18 protein-coding genes are annotated in these 17,092 nt (G+C 62.8%); 6 read left to right on the forward strand and 12 right to left on the reverse strand.

Annotated elements, in window-relative coordinates:
- Nucleotides 1-82 precede the first annotated feature (82 nt).
- The 6 genes from VGH98_01190 to VGH98_01215 all read right to left on the reverse strand — a co-directional run bounded on the left by VGH98_01190 (nucleotide 83) and on the right by VGH98_01215 (nucleotide 5,711).
- Nucleotides 83-442 (reverse strand): Rieske 2Fe-2S domain-containing protein, encoded by a 360-nt coding sequence (locus VGH98_01190; GenBank protein ID HEY2374563.1) that lies wholly within the window; start codon nucleotides 440-442, stop codon nucleotides 83-85.
- The gene (locus tag VGH98_01195) at nucleotides 439-906 is read right to left on the reverse strand and encodes an SUF system NifU family Fe-S cluster assembly protein (GenBank protein ID HEY2374564.1); all 468 of its coding nucleotides are present in this window, start codon (nucleotides 904-906) and stop codon (nucleotides 439-441) included. Before VGH98_01195 ends, VGH98_01190 begins: the two co-directional genes overlap by 4 nt.
- Before the next feature lie 57 nt (nucleotides 907-963).
- Nucleotides 964-2,328 carry a Fe-S cluster assembly protein SufD gene (gene sufD, locus VGH98_01200; protein ID HEY2374565.1) on the reverse strand — a complete coding sequence of 455 codons (1,365 nt, stop codon included), beginning with the start codon at nucleotides 2,326-2,328 and terminating at the stop codon, nucleotides 964-966.
- A complete protein-coding gene (gene sufC, locus VGH98_01205) occupies nucleotides 2,325-3,098 on the reverse strand; it encodes a Fe-S cluster assembly ATPase SufC (GenBank protein HEY2374566.1) in 774 nt (257 codons plus the stop codon). The genes sufD and sufC overlap by 4 nt, the downstream gene beginning before the upstream one ends.
- A 79-nt stretch (nucleotides 3,099-3,177) precedes the next feature.
- Nucleotides 3,178-4,611: a Fe-S cluster assembly protein SufB gene (gene sufB, locus VGH98_01210; protein HEY2374567.1), complete on the reverse strand. Its 1,434-nt coding sequence runs from the start codon at nucleotides 4,609-4,611 to the stop codon at nucleotides 3,178-3,180.
- Nucleotides 4,612-4,895: 284 nt separating this feature from the next.
- Nucleotides 4,896-5,711 (reverse strand): FHA domain-containing protein, encoded by an 816-nt coding sequence (locus VGH98_01215; GenBank protein ID HEY2374568.1) that lies wholly within the window; start codon nucleotides 5,709-5,711, stop codon nucleotides 4,896-4,898.
- 319 nt (nucleotides 5,712-6,030) lie between these two features.
- Between VGH98_01215 and VGH98_01220 the strand changes: the two genes are divergently transcribed.
- On the forward strand, nucleotides 6,031-7,308 hold the full coding sequence (locus VGH98_01220; protein HEY2374569.1) for a hypothetical protein: 1,278 nt from the start codon (nucleotides 6,031-6,033) through the stop codon (nucleotides 7,306-7,308).
- Between the two features lie 16 nt (nucleotides 7,309-7,324).
- Here VGH98_01220 and VGH98_01225 read toward each other — a convergent pair whose 3' ends face one another.
- Nucleotides 7,325-7,522: a hypothetical protein gene (locus VGH98_01225; protein HEY2374570.1), complete on the reverse strand. Its 198-nt coding sequence runs from the start codon at nucleotides 7,520-7,522 to the stop codon at nucleotides 7,325-7,327.
- Between the two features lie 196 nt (nucleotides 7,523-7,718).
- On the opposite strand from VGH98_01225, the gene VGH98_01230 reads away from it, so the two are divergent.
- The 4 genes from VGH98_01230 (at nucleotide 7,719) to VGH98_01245 (ending at nucleotide 11,578) form a co-directional block, all read left to right on the forward strand.
- Nucleotides 7,719-10,181 carry a protein kinase gene (locus VGH98_01230; GenBank protein HEY2374571.1) on the forward strand — a complete coding sequence of 821 codons (2,463 nt, stop codon included), beginning with the start codon at nucleotides 7,719-7,721 and terminating at the stop codon, nucleotides 10,179-10,181.
- A gap of 30 nt (nucleotides 10,182-10,211) precedes the next feature.
- Nucleotides 10,212-10,901: a M23 family metallopeptidase gene (locus VGH98_01235; protein ID HEY2374572.1), complete on the forward strand. Its 690-nt coding sequence runs from the start codon at nucleotides 10,212-10,214 to the stop codon at nucleotides 10,899-10,901.
- A 9-nt stretch (nucleotides 10,902-10,910) separates the two neighbouring features.
- The gene (gene yhbY / locus VGH98_01240; GenBank protein HEY2374573.1) at nucleotides 10,911-11,195 is read left to right on the forward strand and encodes a ribosome assembly RNA-binding protein YhbY; all 285 of its coding nucleotides are present in this window, start codon (nucleotides 10,911-10,913) and stop codon (nucleotides 11,193-11,195) included.
- Between the two features lie 119 nt (nucleotides 11,196-11,314).
- Complete coding sequence (locus VGH98_01245) at nucleotides 11,315-11,578, forward strand: ferredoxin family protein (protein HEY2374574.1); 264 nt, start codon at nucleotides 11,315-11,317, stop codon at nucleotides 11,576-11,578.
- Nucleotides 11,579-11,599: 21 nt separating this feature from the next.
- On the opposite strand, the gene VGH98_01250 is transcribed toward VGH98_01245, so the two are convergent.
- The 5 genes from VGH98_01250 to VGH98_01270 form a co-directional block, all read right to left on the reverse strand.
- Complete coding sequence (locus tag VGH98_01250; GenBank protein ID HEY2374575.1) at nucleotides 11,600-12,226, reverse strand: isoprenylcysteine carboxylmethyltransferase family protein; 627 nt, start codon at nucleotides 12,224-12,226, stop codon at nucleotides 11,600-11,602.
- A gap of 17 nt (nucleotides 12,227-12,243) precedes the next feature.
- Nucleotides 12,244-13,041: an alpha/beta fold hydrolase gene (locus tag VGH98_01255; GenBank protein ID HEY2374576.1), complete on the reverse strand. Its 798-nt coding sequence runs from the start codon at nucleotides 13,039-13,041 to the stop codon at nucleotides 12,244-12,246.
- An 18-nt stretch (nucleotides 13,042-13,059) separates the two neighbouring features.
- Nucleotides 13,060-13,473, reverse strand: a complete 414-nt coding sequence (locus VGH98_01260; GenBank protein HEY2374577.1) for a thioesterase family protein — start codon at nucleotides 13,471-13,473, stop codon at nucleotides 13,060-13,062.
- A gap of 55 nt (nucleotides 13,474-13,528) precedes the next feature.
- Nucleotides 13,529-14,485 carry a pyridoxal-phosphate dependent enzyme gene (locus VGH98_01265; GenBank protein HEY2374578.1) on the reverse strand — a complete coding sequence of 319 codons (957 nt, stop codon included), beginning with the start codon at nucleotides 14,483-14,485 and terminating at the stop codon, nucleotides 13,529-13,531.
- An 86-nt stretch (nucleotides 14,486-14,571) separates the two neighbouring features.
- The gene (locus tag VGH98_01270; protein HEY2374579.1) at nucleotides 14,572-15,846 is read right to left on the reverse strand and encodes an AI-2E family transporter; all 1,275 of its coding nucleotides are present in this window, start codon (nucleotides 15,844-15,846) and stop codon (nucleotides 14,572-14,574) included.
- Between the two features lie 77 nt (nucleotides 15,847-15,923).
- Here VGH98_01270 and VGH98_01275 point away from each other — a divergent pair, with 77 nt between their 5' ends.
- Nucleotides 15,924-17,075, forward strand: a complete 1,152-nt coding sequence (locus VGH98_01275) for an HRDC domain-containing protein (protein ID HEY2374580.1) — start codon at nucleotides 15,924-15,926, stop codon at nucleotides 17,073-17,075.
- The last annotated feature ends 17 nt before the right edge of the window (nucleotides 17,076-17,092 follow it).

Below are 17,092 nucleotides of genomic sequence, written 5' to 3' on the forward strand. Positions count from 1 at the left end.
CGGGACGCTCTTTTCGACGCGCTCGTCTCGGCGCGCCGTTCTCGACGCGCTGTCTTCGACGCGCTCTTCTCGCCGTTCTGTCTTATGCGTGCCCACCCTTCCTCCCTCTAACGAGCACTTTCCCGCTCTCCACTCGAACCTCGTACACCGGCACCGGCTCGATCGCCGGGCCACGGCGCACCTCACCCGTTAGGCACGAGTACCGCGCACCGTGCCACACACATTCGATCGTCCCGTCATTTGACAATGTGCCGTCCGACAAGGGAAACTCCGCGTGCGTGCACACGTTGTGAACCGCACCGATTCGGCCCCGATGGTTGAACAGGCACACCTCCTCGCCCGACGCCGTGCGCACGCCCAGCAGCGAACCCTCCGGCACATCATCCACGTCGGCCACCACCTCGAGCTCCTCGCCCTCGCCGCGCGTCTCGCCGACCGTCACTCCTCGCGCTCCTCGCTCGTATCGTCGCCCGCGTTCAGCGCCGATCGCAGTGCGTGCCATGCCATGCTCGCGCACTTCACCCGAATCGGAAATCGCGACACACCGCCTAACGCGCGTAACGAGCCCAGCGCTTTCTTCGCCTCCGGATCGGCCTCGACGTCGAGCTTGCCGGTGACGAGATCGTGAAAGCGCTCGAACAGCGCCTCCGCCTCCGAGCGCGTCTTGCCTTTCACCGCCTCGGTCATCAGCGACGCCGATGCGCGCGAGATCGCGCATCCACTTCCTTGAAAGCTCGCGTCGCTCACGCGGTCGCCGTCGAGCTTCAACCAGAGTGTGAGCGCGTCTCCACATAACGGATTGTGTCCTTCGACGACGCGGTCCGCGCCCTCCATCACGCGATAGTTCCGCGGACGTCGATTATGCTCGAGAATGAGCTCCTGGTAGAGGGCGTCGAGGTTAGCCATGAACAAGCAAGGGCTGGGGTCCAGGACATAGGGGCTAACAGCCCTAGCCCCTGGGCTCTAGCCCTCCGCGATACTCTCTCCCTTCGTAAAGCGCTTGAGCGTCATCCGCTCCAGTTCTTGCCGAACGCTTTGTTGCTCGATCGTCTCGAGCACATCGGCGGCAAAGGCATACGTAAGGAGCTGCCGCGCCAGCTCGCGGCTGACGCCGCGACTCTTCATGTAGAAAAGGGCCTGCTCGTCCAGCCGGCCCACCGTCGCGCCGTGCGTACACTTGACGTCGTCCGCGAAAATCTCGAGCTGAGGCTTCGTGTCGATCTGGGCTTTGTCCGAGAGCAGCAGTGTGTTGTTCGTCTGCTTGCCGTCGGTCTTTTGCGCGATCGGATCCACGTAGACCTTGCCGTTGAACACGCCGTGAGACTGTCCGTCGAGCACACCTTTGTACAGCTCACGGCTATAACAATTGGGCTGCGCGTGCACGATCATCGTCTGATGATCGCAGTGCTGCTCACCGTCCAGCATGTACAAACCGTTCAACGTCGAGCCGCATCCCTCGCCATCGAGCGTCGTATAGACGTTCGTGCGCGCCAGCGACGCTCCTGTCGCCAGCGCGAACGAGACGTAGTGGCTGTCGCGTGCCTGATGCGTCTCGACCGTTCCGACGTGATACGCCCGCATCCCCTCGCGCTGCATCCTGTAATGGTGCAGCGTTGCTCCCTCGCTGATGGCGACTTCGGTGACGGCGTTTGTGAAATACACTGCGTCGCTCAGGGAGACGTAACTCTCGATCACCGTCGCCTTCGCATTGCGCTCGACGAGAATCAGGTTTCGCGGATGCATCATCGACTTCGCCGCAACGGCGTCGGTGACGAAGACGAGATGGATCGGCTGCTCGACGCCCACGTCGCGCGCGACACAAACGACGGCCCCGTCGTGCATGAACGCGGTGTTGAGCGCCGTGAACGCCCGATCGTCGTAGCTCGTGATCTGCGCCAGCTGTCCGATGAGCTCGGGCGCTTCGCGCCATGCCGACTGTAGATCGAGCAGTCGGACTCCGCGTGGCAATGCACGCCTGTTCGAGAGCTCCGGCGCGTAACGACCGTTCACGAACACCAGCGTGTGCCAGTCGTCATGGCCAAACGTGAATGGCGCGAGCGCCTTCGGCAGTACGTCACCACTCGACGTCGTGATATACAGATAGTCGTGCTCGACGATCGGCGCGACGCTCGTGAAATGCCAATCCTCATTCTTCGTCGTCGGGAAGCCCAGGCGACGGAACGTGTCGAAGGCTGCCTCCCGCATGGATTGAATGCTCGCGGGCGCGCTCCGGCCGGCGCCGTCGTCGAACGCGCGAAACGCTTCCTCGAATGGAGTCACGGCGCTTGGGAGATCGAGGATGGCCTCTGCTTCCGCGTGTGCCGTCACGCTGCCACCTCTGGCGGCTGGTCGCCGCCCGAGAGCCAATCGTAGCCCTTGTCCTCGAGCTCCAGCGCGAGCTCCTTGCCACCGGACTTCACAATCCGTCCAGCTGAGAGCACATGGACAAAGTCTGGAATAATGTAGTTGAGCAAACGCTGATAGTGGGTGACGACAATGAACGATCGATCCCGTGTGCGAAGTTTGTTGACGCCATCCGCCACGGTTCGGAGCGCGTCGATGTCGAGTCCCGAGTCCGTCTCGTCGAGAATGCCGAGGCGTGGCTCGAGCACCGCGAGTTGCAGAATCTCGTTTCGTTTCTTCTCACCGCCGGAAAAGCCCGTATTCACCGAGCGTCCGAGCATCGCGGGATCCATATCGACGAGCTTGAGGCGATCCTCCATGAGATCGGCGAATTCCAGCGGATCGACCTCGCTCTCGCCGCGCGCCTTACGAATCTCGTTGTAGGCTGCGCGCAGGAAGTACGCGTTCGATACACCAGGAATCTCAACCGGATACTGAAAGGCCAGAAAGATCCCAGCCTGCGCGCGCTCTTCGGGCTGCATCTCGAGCAGATCGAGTCCCTGGTACGTGATCGATCCTCCGGTAACTTCGTACGCCGGATTTCCCGCCAGCACCTGCGCTAGCGTGCTCTTGCCGGAGCCGTTCGGCCCCATCACTGCATGCACCTGACCGGCGTCGAGAGTGAGATCGATGCCGCGCAAAATCGGCTTGTCGCCGACGGAAGCCGTGAGGCCACGAATTTCCAATAGAGACATTGATAATCAGAGTTCTGAGTGGTTGGTGCTTGGTTGTTGGTTGTTGGTGTGTTCAGACCACCAACCACCAGCAACTAGTTCAGCCAACACTTCCTTCAAGTGTTATTCCCAACAGCTGCTGTGCTTCCAGCGCAAACTCCATCGGTAGCTCCTTGAAGACTTCTTTGCAGAAGCCACTCACGATCATGCTCACCGCCTGCTCGGCGCTGAGGCCACGCTGCTTGAGATAGAAGATCTGATCTTCGCCGATCTTCGAGGTCGACGCCTCGTGCTCGACGATCGCGGTGTTATTCGCGACCTCGATGTAGGGGAAGGTGTGTGCGCCGCACCGATTCCCCACGAGCATCGAATCACATTGCGTGTAATTGCGCGCGCCACTCGCCTTCGGCAGTACCTGCACGCGCCCGCGGTACGAGTTGTTCCCTTCGCCCGCCGAGATGCCCTTCGACACGATGTTCGACTTCGTGTTCTTGCCGATGTGGATCATTTTCGTTCCGGTATCGGCTTGCTGGCGGTTGTTCACGACCGCGACACTGTAAAATTCGCCGACCGAGTTGTCGCCCTGCAGGATCACACTCGGATACTTCCACGTGATCGCCGATCCCGTCTCGACCTGCGTCCACGAGATCTTGGAGTTCGCGAACGCCTTGCCGCGCTTGGTCACAAAGTTATAAATACCGCCGCGGCCTTCCTTGTCGCCGGCGTACCAGTTTTGCACGGTGGAATACTTCACCGTTGCTCCTGGCAACGCGACCAGTTCCACGACGGCGGCATGCAGCTGATTCGTGCTGCGCTTGGGCGCCGTGCAGCCCTCCAAATAGCTGACGTATGCCCCTTCATCCGCGACGATTAATGTTCGCTCAAACTGGCCGGTGTCGGCCGCATTGATGCGGAAATACGTCGACAGTTCCATCGGACAGCGCACGCCCTTCGGCACGTACACGAACGAACCGTCCGAAAAAACGGCGCTGTTGAGTGCGGCGAAGAAGTTGTCGCTATACGGAACGACTGAGCCGAGGTATTTGCGAACGAGATCGGGATACTTCTGAATGGCTTCGCCCAACGACATGAAGACGATGCCGACCTTCGCCAGCTCCTCCTTCATCGTCGTTCCCACCGACACCGAATCGAAGATGGCATCGACGGCCACGCCGGAGAGCATTTTCTGTTCGCGCAGAGGAATGCCGAGGCGCTCGTACGTCTTGAGAATCTCCGGATCGACCTCCTCGAGGCTCGCGAGTGGCTTCGCCTTCTTTGGCGCCGAGTAGTAACTGATCGACTGATAGTCGATCGGCGCGTATTTGACGTTCGGCCAGTGCGGCTCCGGCATCGACTGCCATCGGCGAAAGGCTTTGAGCCGCCACTCCAGCATCCACTCCGGCTCGGCCTTTTTCCCGGAGATCTTCCGGACCACGTCCTCGCTCAGACCCGGCGGCAACGTATCCGACTCGACGTCGCTGACGAAGCCGGCTTCGTATTCCTTCGTGATGAGTGATTCGATCGAAGAGCTCATGTGCGCTCCAAGGGCGGCGCGACGCGGGCTGCCCGCAGACCGATCAGCGGTCTCAAATCGTTAGCCCACAGTTACTTGCGTTCGACCACCGAACGCCAGGCCTTACCCACAGCCTCGAGCGACCCGCTCGCGTTGAGCGGTCGCTGCTATGCCAGACAAAATTAGTCGGAAATGAGAAAAGGGGCTAGGGACAAGACGCTAGAGCCTAGGGACACCTGCGCTGAATTCGATTGCGAGGTCCGGTCCGTTTACCCTAGCCCCTCCCCACGATGCCCCAGTCCCTGCTACGGCCCTCGATGCAATAACACGAGCGTGGCGATCGCCACCGCGGCAATCACCGAGCTCACGAACGCGACGGCTCGCATCGGCGTCCGCATTGTGATTGCGGAAGAGAGATCCGTCGTTGGCGACTCGCGGAGCCTGGCCGTCCGGATGCCGACCGCACTCGTATCGGCCTCGCTCGTTAGGCTCGCCGATGTGGCGGCCTCGATACCGTCGGGAAGCGGCTCGCGCGTGTAGCGCAGCTCGAGGCTCGCGATCTGAATCTCGTCTCCCTCGTTGAGCAGCACCGGCCCCGATACGGGGCGACCGTTGACCCTCGCCGTTGCCGAATCCGAGGTTCGGAGTGCATGTCCACCCGCTTCTCGCCGGACCTCCGCGTGAAAGCTCGCCGCTGCTTCGTCGTCGATCACGAGCACGTTGGAGTCGTCGCGTCCGATGCCCGTCGAGATGCGATGGAGCGAGAGCGCCGATCGTCGCCGCAAATCGATGAGGTGCCCCGAGACCGGCGACTTCATCACGTTCCGGCTCTCGCCGGGCGTTGCTGCCCAGAACCGAAACTCCGCAGAGCCGGCGCCGATCGCGTCACCGTCGTGCAGATCCGACGTGCCCGTCGGGAGTTGACGTCCATTCACGGTGACAACTGTGTCGCTCGAAAATGGACGGATCTTCACTCCATCGTCCGAGGTCCACACGATGAAATGACGCGGCATCAGGTCCGCGCGACGAAGCCGCCATGTGGCCTGTGCGCCCGTGCCGACGACGACTTCCGAATCTGGTCGAAGCTCCCGCAAGGCTTCGTTGTACTCGAGCCACGTCATTGCTTCTGCTCTCGGTGCGATTGCGACGGTGCGTGACCGTGATGCACCGACGGAACGTGTCGGTGTAGCACGTTTCACCTGTGAACGGGCCTTCTCCTTTGAGTGTCGACACACAGCGACCTTCGTGCCGAAGCGCCAAACGCCACTCTCATGTACAACCCAGTGATTTCCATTTCGTTTCGCCGGCCGACACCGCATCGAAATGGATCGTCGCTGGGCCGGATCGTGGCGACCTCTGCCAGCGCCATCACCTTACGGTTGCCTGCGGGACGCATCATCGTCTACGGTTGCGATCCGCGTTTCCCCCTGTTTCATCGGCATGCCGCAGCGCTCACTGGCTTCGCTCGTTCTTGGGCCCGTTCTCATCGGGATCCTTTGTCTCGCTCTCGCCTGCGTTGCGGGCGCGCGAACCGACCGCCTCGGCGACACACTGACCGTCGCTGACACCCTTCACACCATCGATAGCGCGCGCGTCGCGGACACGCTTCGAAAGAGCGACTCGACCCGTGCCGCGGCTGCGGATAGTGCTGCCGCCTCGCAGCTCGCCGTCGTCGTCGATAGCGCGACCCTGAAGCAGGGCGCGGCGCAGCAAGGCGCGGCCTCCGGCACGAAGCAGGGCACGGGTCAGCCGTCGGGCTGCTGCCAGATGATGCCGCACATGCATCGCCATGGCGAGCATCCGCTCTCGCGTGTCGCCGACAGCATCGCGAACGCACTCGTGTTCGTTCCCACCGATCGTAATTGGTTTCCCGTTGCCTCACGTGGCCGCCATATGCTGGTGGACATCGGCCGTATTGACTTGACGCTCAAGTCCGATTCGGAGAGTCGCGCCGGTTTTGTCGAGGCCGTGGCCCGATTGTCTCCCCTTCCTCTCGGCGCGGTGTTGCGGCTCAGAGCCCCGTACTCGATCGACGAGCAGGCCAAGGTCACCGGTTTCGATGTTTGGCATGGTCGCATCGTGGCGAAGCTCAGTGTTTCACACTTGCTCGACTCGCTTGCCCGTGCCGAGGACATGTTGCCGGCAACGGCCATACGAATCGACACGGCATCGGCCAAACCAAAGGTGGGATCTGATACGTCACAGCATGCGACCGCGACCGTGGCGACTACGGCGCCGCCGGCCGACAGCATTCCACCCGCGCCCCCGCCAGTGTGTGTTCGCGATACGCTGCCGACGGACATCACGACGAGAGCGATCGCGGTACGCGACTCGCTCGTTCGGTTTTTGACGGATTCGGAGAAGCCGCCTTACGAGCGTCAGCTCGCGACGGCGAAGATCCAAAGCTGGTGGGTTCCGGGTTGTTTCGGCGTCGGCCGCGCGCTCATCATCGCGAACAAGCACACGCCGGAGATGGATTTTGCCGTGGAGCGGGTCGCGCTCCTCGATTCGACCGGGAAGACCGTGCCCTTGAAGTTTGCCGACCTGCGCTTTCACGCACACGATCCGCTCTATGTGTTCGATGCGGACGGCGACGGCGTGGACGATCTCGCCGCGCGCGGTCACGGCGACCGCAGCGGAGGCCTAACGATTATGCGGCTCGATCTGGCAGCAAAGCGCTTCGTGCGGCTCGTAAGCGGCTTCGCATGGGAGCAGTGACCCGCAGATCGTTGCCCTAACGAGCCTCAGCCGCCGCTGCGTTGTGGTCTGGCTCGCCCCGCCCGTGCCAGGTCACGTCCGTCGGATGTCGATACGTCTTCTTGTGGACATACGTGGCGGTGACAATGCAGGCGAGCACGAGCAGCAGTACCCCCGTCGCGACTCCCCATCCACTATTCGTGTTGGCTGGTACGTAACGATCGACGTGTTGCATCCGTAGTCCAGTGTTGGCTGACCGCGTGGCGTGTGCTTGTCGTCGCTCGCCCGCGCTCCGCCAAATGTAAGGGAGCAGTGCGCGATGTGAAGGTAGCGTCCGGTCTGCATCGGTGACGAAACCCTTACCGCGCGAGTGCTGTCTGTAAAGTAGTACCTTCGGTATTCTTAGCGACGGATTTTCGAGCATCGGTTCAGTGGCGGACATTCGCGAAGACCTGCAGCGGGCACTCGGCACGAGCTTCACGATCGAGCGTGAGCTCGGGGGTGGAGGCATGTCGATCGTCTTCGTCGCCACCGATAACACGCTTGGCAGACAGGTCGTCATCAAGGTGCTCCCGCCGGAGTTGGCAGCGAGCGTGTCCGTCGACCGGTTCAAGCGCGAGATCATGCTCTCCGCCGCGCTGCAACACCCGCACATCGTGCCCGTGCTCAGCGCCGGCCAGGCGGACCAGTTGCCGTACTTCCTCATGCCCTACGTGGACGGCGAGTCCGTGCGCGGGCGCATGGCGCGTGGCCCGCTGTCGGTGCGTGAGACGGTGAGCATTCTCAAGGACGTCGCGCGCGCTCTCTCATATGCGCACGGTCGCGGCGTTATCCATCGCGACATCAAGCCCGACAACATTCTGCTCTCCGGCGGCGCGGCGGTCGTCACTGACTTCGGCGTCGCAAAAGCCATCTCCGCCTCCCGCGAGCGCGTCACGCTCGGCGGACGTGCGACCAACAGCGGCGGCTGGAGCAGCGGCACGATCACATCCGTCGGGACCTCGCTCGGCACGCCGATGTACATGGCGCCAGAGCAGGCTGCAGCTGATCCGAACACGGATCATCGCGCCGATCTCTACGCGCTCGGTGTTGTCGGTTATGAAATGCTCGTCGGCGCGCCGCCGTTCTATGGCCGCTCGCCGCAGGCGCTCCTCGCGGCACAACTGACCGAGGCGCCCAAGTCGATCTCGAGTCGACGTTACGACGTGCCGCCCGCGCTCGCCGATCTCCTCATGCGCATGATGGAGAAGGATCCGGCCAAGCGGCCGCGAACCGCCCAGGAGGTCGCGCGACAGCTCGACGATCCATCCGTGATGAGCGGTGAATTCACCTCTCTCAGGCCGCCAGTTTCGAAGTGGCGAAACTGGCAGCGCCGCGCCTCGTTTCTCGGCGTCGTCGCGGTACTGCTCACCGCGGGCTTGGCCGCCGGCACGTATTTCCGAACTCGTGAGGCACGAAACGCCTCCGTGGCCGCGACTGCCGCGGCCACGACCATCTCGAGATCCATCGCCGTGATGCCGCTCGTCAACATCGGTGGCGACACGAGCGACGTGTATTTCGCCGAGGGCATGACGGCGCAGATCACGACCGCATTGTCCAAGTTGCGTGGCCTGCGTGTCGCCGCGCGCACCGCGGCGACGTCCGCGCGTGACAAATACACTACGCCTGACGAGATCGGGAAGGCGCTCAACGTCACGATGCTGCTCGAAGGCACCGTGCAGCGTGAGCGCGGACGCCTGCGCGTCACGGCACGACTCATCAACATCACCGATGGCGCGACGCTCTGGTCGGACATGTTCGAGCGTCAGGCAACGGATCTTTTCAAGGTTCAGGACGATATCTCGAACGCGATCGTCGCTGCCGTTTCACCGGAGCTCGGCTCCACGGTCGCCCTCGCCGGCTCGTCCGCGGCGCGCGGCACCGACGACCTGCAGGCATACGATCTCTACCTGCGTGGACGCTTCTTCTTCCAGAAGCGCGGCGAGGACGCGCTACGCAGTGCGCTCGCCTACTTCGAGAAGGCGGCCGGTCGCGATCCGGCGTTCGCGAAAGCGTATACTGGCATGGCCGACGTGTACGCCGTCTTGCCTCTGTACGCCAACGTGCGCGTCGATTCGTTGTTGCCACTCGGTTTACGCAGTATCGACAAGGCAATCGCGCTCGACAGCACCATTCCCGAGGCCTACGCATCGAGAGCCAACTTGCTCGGAGTCGGCTGGCGCTGGAACGAGGCAGAGCGCGATTATCAACACGCGCTCGCCCTCGACCCGAATTATGCAACTGCTCATCAGTGGTATGGCGAGATGCTGCTGCTGAACGGGCGCCTCGATGAAGCGCTCGTGCAGTTACGCCGAGCGACCGAGCTCGATCCGCTCTCACCCGTCGCGTTCGGCTCATATGGGCTCGCGCTCGGTATCGCCAAACGCGATGTGCAGGCCCAGGCCGCTGTGAAACACGCACTCGATCTCGACTCCACGTTGCTCGTCACGCGGATGATGTCCGGTACTGTCCAGCTATACGGCAATCGCGTACAGGAGGCGATCCGCCAGCTGGAGCCTGCACGTCAGCTCGATAGCACCAACGCTTTTGTACTCGGAGTCCTTGGCTATGCGTACGGGAAGGCTGGTCGCATCGCGCAAGCTCGTGAAATTGCGCAGCGCCTCGAAGCCGCCGTGCCCACGCAAAGCAGCGCTGCTGGTGCTGCGGCGCGCGTCTACCTCGGCCTTGGCGACACCGCGCAGGCGTTGACGATGCTCGAGCGGGCGGCGGCAGTGCACGACATGTCATTCAGCACCGAAGTTCTCGCCGAACCGTTCTTCGATCCAGTTCGCCAGTCGCCGCGTTTTGCGGCCGTGGTCGCTCGCGTCGGCCTCGACAGGCGACTGTTGCACTAACATTGCGACGTCGACGAACGACGATCGTCAATGGAAAAGATGGCTGGGCGTTCACGATTCCTCTCGCGGTTGAAGTGTGGCCACTGGCATCGCACGGTAGCAGCACTCGCGCTGCTCGGCGCATGTACGCGTCCGCGCTTTCCCATTGTCTCGTCACCGGCGCCTGCTGCAGCCCCGGCGCGCTCGGACGCACCGGCAAGAGGCACCTCGGAGACCGTACCGTTGGCCACCGTCGCGACGCTCGGTTCGGCCGAGGCCGACGTGGACTATCTCAGATCACGCCGGCTCCTCCTTCCGGTTGCGGGTATTCGTCCCGAACAGCTGATCGATTCATTCGAGGAACCACGCGACGGGTCGCGCCGGCACCACGCGATCGACATCCTCGCGCCACGCGGCACCCCAGTACTCGCCGCCGATGACGGGCGTGTGCTTCGTGTCAGCTGGAACAACGCCGGCGGCAACACCGTGTACGCGACCGACTCTGAGTCCCGACTCGTCTACTACTACGCCCACCTCGACCACTATCACACCGGGTTGGTGGCGGGGATGACCCTTACCAAGGGTGACACGATCGGCTTCGTCGGGACGACGGGCAACGCGCCCAAGGACATTCCGCATCTTCATTTTCAGGTGATGCGAATGCCACACGACAACAAATACTGGAATGGAGAGCCGATCGACCCATTCTCGGTTCTGCGCGCTGAAGGAGAACGGCCTTAAGTTTCGGCCATGTTATCGTCGAAGGCCCGCGCCGCCCTGCGCGCGGAGGCGCATCATCTCGCCGTCACCATTCACGTCGGGCATCAGGGTGTCACCGAGGCAGTGCGTCAATCGCTCGAGGACGCGCTCCGCACGCGCGAGCTGGTCAAGATCCAGTTCTCGCGTAACGACGACTCCGACGTGAGGAACGTCGCGAATGACCTCGCCCGATCGACGGAGGCAGACGTCGTCCAAGTCATCGGCCGCACGGCGACGCTTTTTCGAGAAAATCCGGAGCTGAAGAAGAATTCCTAGGTAGCTAGGTGCTAGGTGACGTGCGGCGCTTCCTGGCACATATCACCTAGCACCTATTACCCAGCACCTTTTATCTTAGCCAGCGTACAAGCGCACCACCGAGGATGGTTCGAGGCGACATGCCCTACGTGATCACGGAAGCCTGCATCGGCGTCAAGGACAAGGCCTGCGTGGACGTCTGTCCCGTCGATTGCATTTATGAAGGCGAGCAGCAGCTGTTCATTCACCCCGACGAATGCATCGACTGCGGTGCGTGCGAACCGGAGTGTCCGGTGACCGCGATTTTTCCCGAGGAGGACGTTCCGGGCAATCAGAAGCAGTTCGTCCAGATCAACCGGGACGTGTTCAAAGGCGAGAATCCTCCCGGCCGCCCTACGCGCTAGCTGCCTGTCATCCTGCGCTCCTCAGGATGACATACTGATCTCCCACAACTGCTTCACGACGAAGAGCGCCACGAGCGCCGCGTATTGTAAGAAGGTGCTCACCTCGCTCCGCCACCCTTCCGCCCAGTCGTGCGGCCCGCCGAACGTGGCTTTCGGTGGACGCGGAATCCAGCGTGGCGTAGCCTCCTTGAACTCGAGATACTCCGCTCCAAAAATCGATTCGAGCACGCCCTCCTCGTATCGCACGATGAGCGAGTACTCAATCGCGAAAATCACGATCGCAATCGGCAAAAACCACAGCACGCCGGAGATGATCGTGAACCCCATCCAGATGAGGAAGTTGCCGACGTAGAGCGGATTTCTCACCCAGGCGAAGATTCCGTACGTCACCAGGCGCTGCACCGTGCGCGAACGGCGGCGCGTTACCGTGCCCGCGGCCGCGACGCCGGCCAGACGAATCCATTCACCGGCGACGATGACAATCCCGCCGATGATCCAGAGGGCCGCCGACATGGTGGCGGGCACGAGCAGCGGCACGCCGATGAAGACAACGGGGAGCCAGCTGCGATTGCGAAAAAGCATCGCGCCGATGCGCGCGCTGCGCGTCTGCTCGGCGGCGGAAATCGGTTCGGCATTCGGTAAAGACATGTCAGGAAGCTAACCGGCTAGTCCGCTTGTTCGACGCGATGCAGAAACTCACTCAGCACTGCGGTGAAGGCGGCGGGGCGCTCCACACTGCTCAGGTGACCCGCGTTGGCGAGAATCTCCAGTCGGCTTCCGGCAATTGCCACGTGCATCGCCCGTGCTTCTTTGGGCGGCGTGAGCACATCTTCCTCGCCGACGACGATCAATGTCGGAATGGTCAGCGTCGTTAGTGTTGGGTTCGAATCGGGCCGACCAAGCATGGCTTCGAGCGCTCCGACGAGGCCGTCTACCGACGCGCTCGCGGCAATCACTCTCATCGCGCTCTCGATGTCAGGTCTTCGCTCGCGCGTCGTCCTCCCGAGCAGGCCGACCAGCTGACGGTCGGCGACGGCTGGCGCGCCCGCGCTCCGCGCGAGTGCGATCAGTTCTTGCCGTCGAGCGCGCGTCTCCGGCGTGTCCGCTCCGGCGCGTGTGTCGGCGAGCACGAGCGCGTGCACGCGGCTGGCATGCCTGCGCCAGAGGGAGAATGCGACGTAGCCGCCCATCGAGAGCCCAACGACGATGGCCGTGCTAATGCCGACAGTGTCGAGCAATTCGGCAACGTCGTCTGCATAACGATCGAGCGTGCATGGCGCTACGGGCTCAGATTCGCCGAAGCCGCGGAAGTCGATGGTGAGACAGCGCCAATTTCCAGCAAGGGCGCTCGTCTGGGGAGCCCACATCGTGCGATTCAGCGGAAAGGCATGCAGGAACACCACGGGCGTTCCATCACCAATATCGTCGTACCCGATCGTCGCGCTCCCGATGTGCGCGATCATGCGCTCACGCCGCCACCGTCATTCGGCGTCAGGCCATAGCGGGAGCAGCTTCCGCCAGTCGTCAGGCACGCGGACGGGCCGACCGTCATGGCCGATCGTCACGAAGACGATGTTCGCACGCGCGACGAGGAGATCGGATCCGACCTTCTGTGCTTCCTGGCGCACGATGTAGCTCGTGTTCCGAACCGCGAGGAGACCGGATTGGATACGCAGATCCTCGCCAGGTAGAGACTGCGCGAGATAATCGATGTCCACATGACGCACGACCGAAAATACCGGCTGTTTCGCCCAGTGCTTAATGTCGATCTGCGGCTCGAGGAGCGCCCATCGCGCGCGCTCGAGAAAGTTGAGCATCGTCGCATGATTGAGGTGCCCGAGCATGTCGCAGTCGGTCGGGTAGATGTGAAAGCGGACTTCCGGCAGTGTCGACATGGTCTGTGAGCAAGCGAGGACGGCGCGTCGCGGACCGCGAACGATGGCACGTCCACTACCCGAGTGCAACGACGTCCGGCGTTCCCTCGGCGTGGTCCCGGCGCATCCACCAAGCATCGAAGGACAACCAGAAGAGAGTCGTACCACCGGCGTGCCGGGCGAGCGCGACGGCGGCCGCCAGTGCCTTTGCCCCATATGTCGGGTCGATGGTGATTCCGCTGCTCTCGGCGCATCGTCGCGCGATCTCGTCGCCGGCTGCCGTCACGCGTCCGTACGCACCGCCGTAGAAATCGTGGACGATACGAATCGCTCGATCGCCCGGCATCGGCACGGGTTCGTGCGCCGCCCGCTGGATCAGATGTGACGTGCGTGCGATGAGACGCCGCACATGAGCGCGATTCGCGACCAGCGGCGGCACAACGCGTACGCCGACGACTTCGATCTTCAGTTGCGCAATCGCGAAACCGAGCGCGAGACCGGCCATTGTCCCTCCCGTGCCCAGCGGGAGCACGAGACGATCCGGGCGGGGCATCGTGCCAGCGTCCAGTTGATCCGCCAGCTCGAGTGCCGCGTTGACTTGACCGAGTATGCCTATCGGCGCGCTACCGCCGGCGGCGATCCAGCGCGCGCCGCAGAGTCGCGCGATCGTCGCGCGTGCGTAAGCGGCGATCACACTGTGGCTGACTGGGCTTTCGTCTGCATCGAAAGCGATACGCTCTGCGACACGTCGCGCCGCGTCGTTCATCTCCTGCGGCCAGCGAAATACGCGCGACCGCGCACCGAGCAGTCGGGAATAGACGGCCGTCGCGAGCACATGCGTCGATCCCTCGGCGCCGACGGTCGCCACCACGTCCCCCGGCTGCACGCCACCGAGAAGAAACTCGAGCGCACGTACCTTGTTGCCGCCTAACGGTTCGGCCGCGAGATCCTCACGCTTGAACCACAGGTTGGGTGCGAGCGCCTCCATGCGCTGGACTGGCGTCGGAAAGCGGCCGAGGCGAACGCGTGGCACGCGGCCCAGACCAGGGAAGCGCCGGAGTAGTGGGAACGTCGCGTCGGAGTCCCTCGCGGGCATTGCGGGCACGCGCTCGTTTGTCGTTAGGCCGGTGCGATGTCTCTCGCCGGATCCTCGTTCGTGACCGGCACGTTCTCGCCAACCACGCCCTCCACGTACAGCATCTTTACCGCGACCAGCGTCGCGGCGAGGATCGGCACCGCGCACATCAAGCCGACGAAGCCGAACACCATTGCCATGAGCGCCTGTGAGAGGATCGTCAACGCCGGCGGCACGTCGACGCCGCCTTTCATCAACAGGGGAATGAGAAGATGATTCTCTGCGAATTGAATTGCCCAGAACGCCATCGCGACGTAGAGCGCCTTTTCCGGAGAATCGAGAAACCCCATCGCGACAGCGGGCACGGCGCTCAGGATTGGACCAACGGTTGGAATGAATTCGAGAAGTCCCGCGATAATCCCGAGCGCGAACGCGGCTTTCACCTCCATCACGAGCAACACGACCGTCGTGACGGATCCTATCACGACCATCGCGATGAGCTGTGTCACGAGCCAGCGTCGAAGGACCGTCGCCATCGCTGAGAACACCTCGCCCGCACGAGCACGCGTGCGTCCCGGAAACAGCTGCATCAATCCGCGATGATACAGATCTGGATCCGCTCCGATGTAGATCGCGAGAAAGAGGATGATCAGGAGCCCGCCCAATGCGGCAAGCGTCGACGACAAAAAAGGAAACAGATAGCGAGTGGCGCCGCTCATCTGCTTGCTGATACGATCGCGCAGCGGTGTCGCGCTCGTCGTGTCGGTTTCCGACGAAGCGGGCGTAGCGCGCGCGGCTGATGTGACGCCTCCGGCCGTCTGCGCCGAATCTCGCCGCGCCGACCCGCTCGAGGGTGCGAGGATGCTGCCGATCAATCCCCCATTGTGCCGATTGGCCCACGCTTCGAGTCGATCGAGGGATTCAGGGAGACGACGCCTGAGCTCGACCGATTGCGCGCGGATCGTTGGCGCAACCCAAGCGCCGAAGCCGACCAGGAGCCCGAGGAACGCGATGACGATGAGTGCGGCTCCCATGCCTCGAGGGATGCGCCAACGCACCAGGTGATCGACACCGCTCGAAACGGCAAGTCCGAACAGGATACCGAGAAAGGCCGTGAGAAAGAGCGGGCTCGCGAACCAGAGCATTCGAACGGCGACGTACATCGCGATGACGAGAGCTGCCGTGCGGAGAACGTCTTTGGTACGCCAACCCATCGTGCGCTTACGGCGCTCGCCATAGACCACAGCCCTTGGCCCGGCGTTTGGCGACGCCAGCTTCTGGTCCTCGACGCGCTCGTCCTTTCGAATCGGTTCGGTCATCGCTGTTCGCGGGGCAAAGGCAGTGCCCGTCTCGGCTATCTTCCGTCGGCTACATTTGTCTGCGGACCATCTACCCCATGATGCGGCATCAAGCGATCTACCTCGACACGGCGCAAGATACGTCGCGCTTCCTGCGCTCGATCGCGGGCGTCGACCAGATCGCTATCGATACCGAGGGAGCGAGCTTTCACCGCTTCATCGATCGAATCTACCTGTTACAACTCTCGACCCGGGATCGATCCGCTATAATCGACCCACTGCCCATCGGAGTGCCGCAGGAGTTAGGCACTCTGCTCGAGGACCCTAACGTCGAAGTCGTCTTTCACGACGCGGACTACGATCTGCGACTCCTGCGACAGGATTACGGATGGCAGGTGCGCAAGATTTTCGACACGCGAGTGGCCGCCCAACTCCTCGGCATTCGCGCGTTCGGACTCGCAGCGCTCCTTGAGAAATATTTCGCCGTCAAGCTCGATAAGAAGCATCAACGAGCTGATTGGTCGATGAGGCCACTCACGCCAGACATGCTCGAGTACGCCGCGCAGGACACGATGCATTTGCTCGGCCTGCGCGACCGGCTCGCCGATCAGCTGGTCCGCGTGGGACGCTGGGAGTGGGCGCGCGAGGAGTTTGCGCGCCTCGAGGAAACACGCTGGGACGACGAGGACGACGCCACCGGGTTCCTTCGCTTGAAGGGAGCACGCGATCTGAATCGGCGCGAGCTGGCGATCGTACGCGAGCTCGTCGCCTGGCGGAACGACACCGCGCGTAAGGCCGATCGTGCGACCTTTCGCGTTCTAGGAAACGAGCCGCTCTTCGAGATTGCGCGAACGAGGCCAGCCACTCGTGAGGCGCTGGCGTCAATCAAAGGCATGCCGCGGTCGCTGCTCGAGCGCGCATCGACGGATCTCCTCGAGGCGGTCAAGCGCGGTATCGCGCTGCCCGACGCCGAACTACCTCGCTTCCCGAAAGCGATCAGGTGGGAGCGCGACCCGGAGTTCGACTTACGTGTGTCGGCGTTGCGCACGGCCCGCGATGCCGCGGCCCTGCGGCTCGACATGGATCCCGGAGTGCTCTGTTCACGTGACCGGCTCGAGGCACTCGCTCGGCGAAATCCAGCGACGATCGACGCGATGCGGGAGATTCCAGAGCTGCGCCGATGGCAAGTAGAAGAGCTCGGGGCGGATTTCCTCGCCGCGTTGGCCCCGCATCGTAAAGCGGCAGTCTGAAAAGCGTGTTTGTTAAA

It is taken from the genome of Gemmatimonadaceae bacterium (genome assembly GCA_036496605.1).
Taxonomy (GTDB): domain Bacteria; phylum Gemmatimonadota; class Gemmatimonadetes; order Gemmatimonadales; family Gemmatimonadaceae; genus AG2.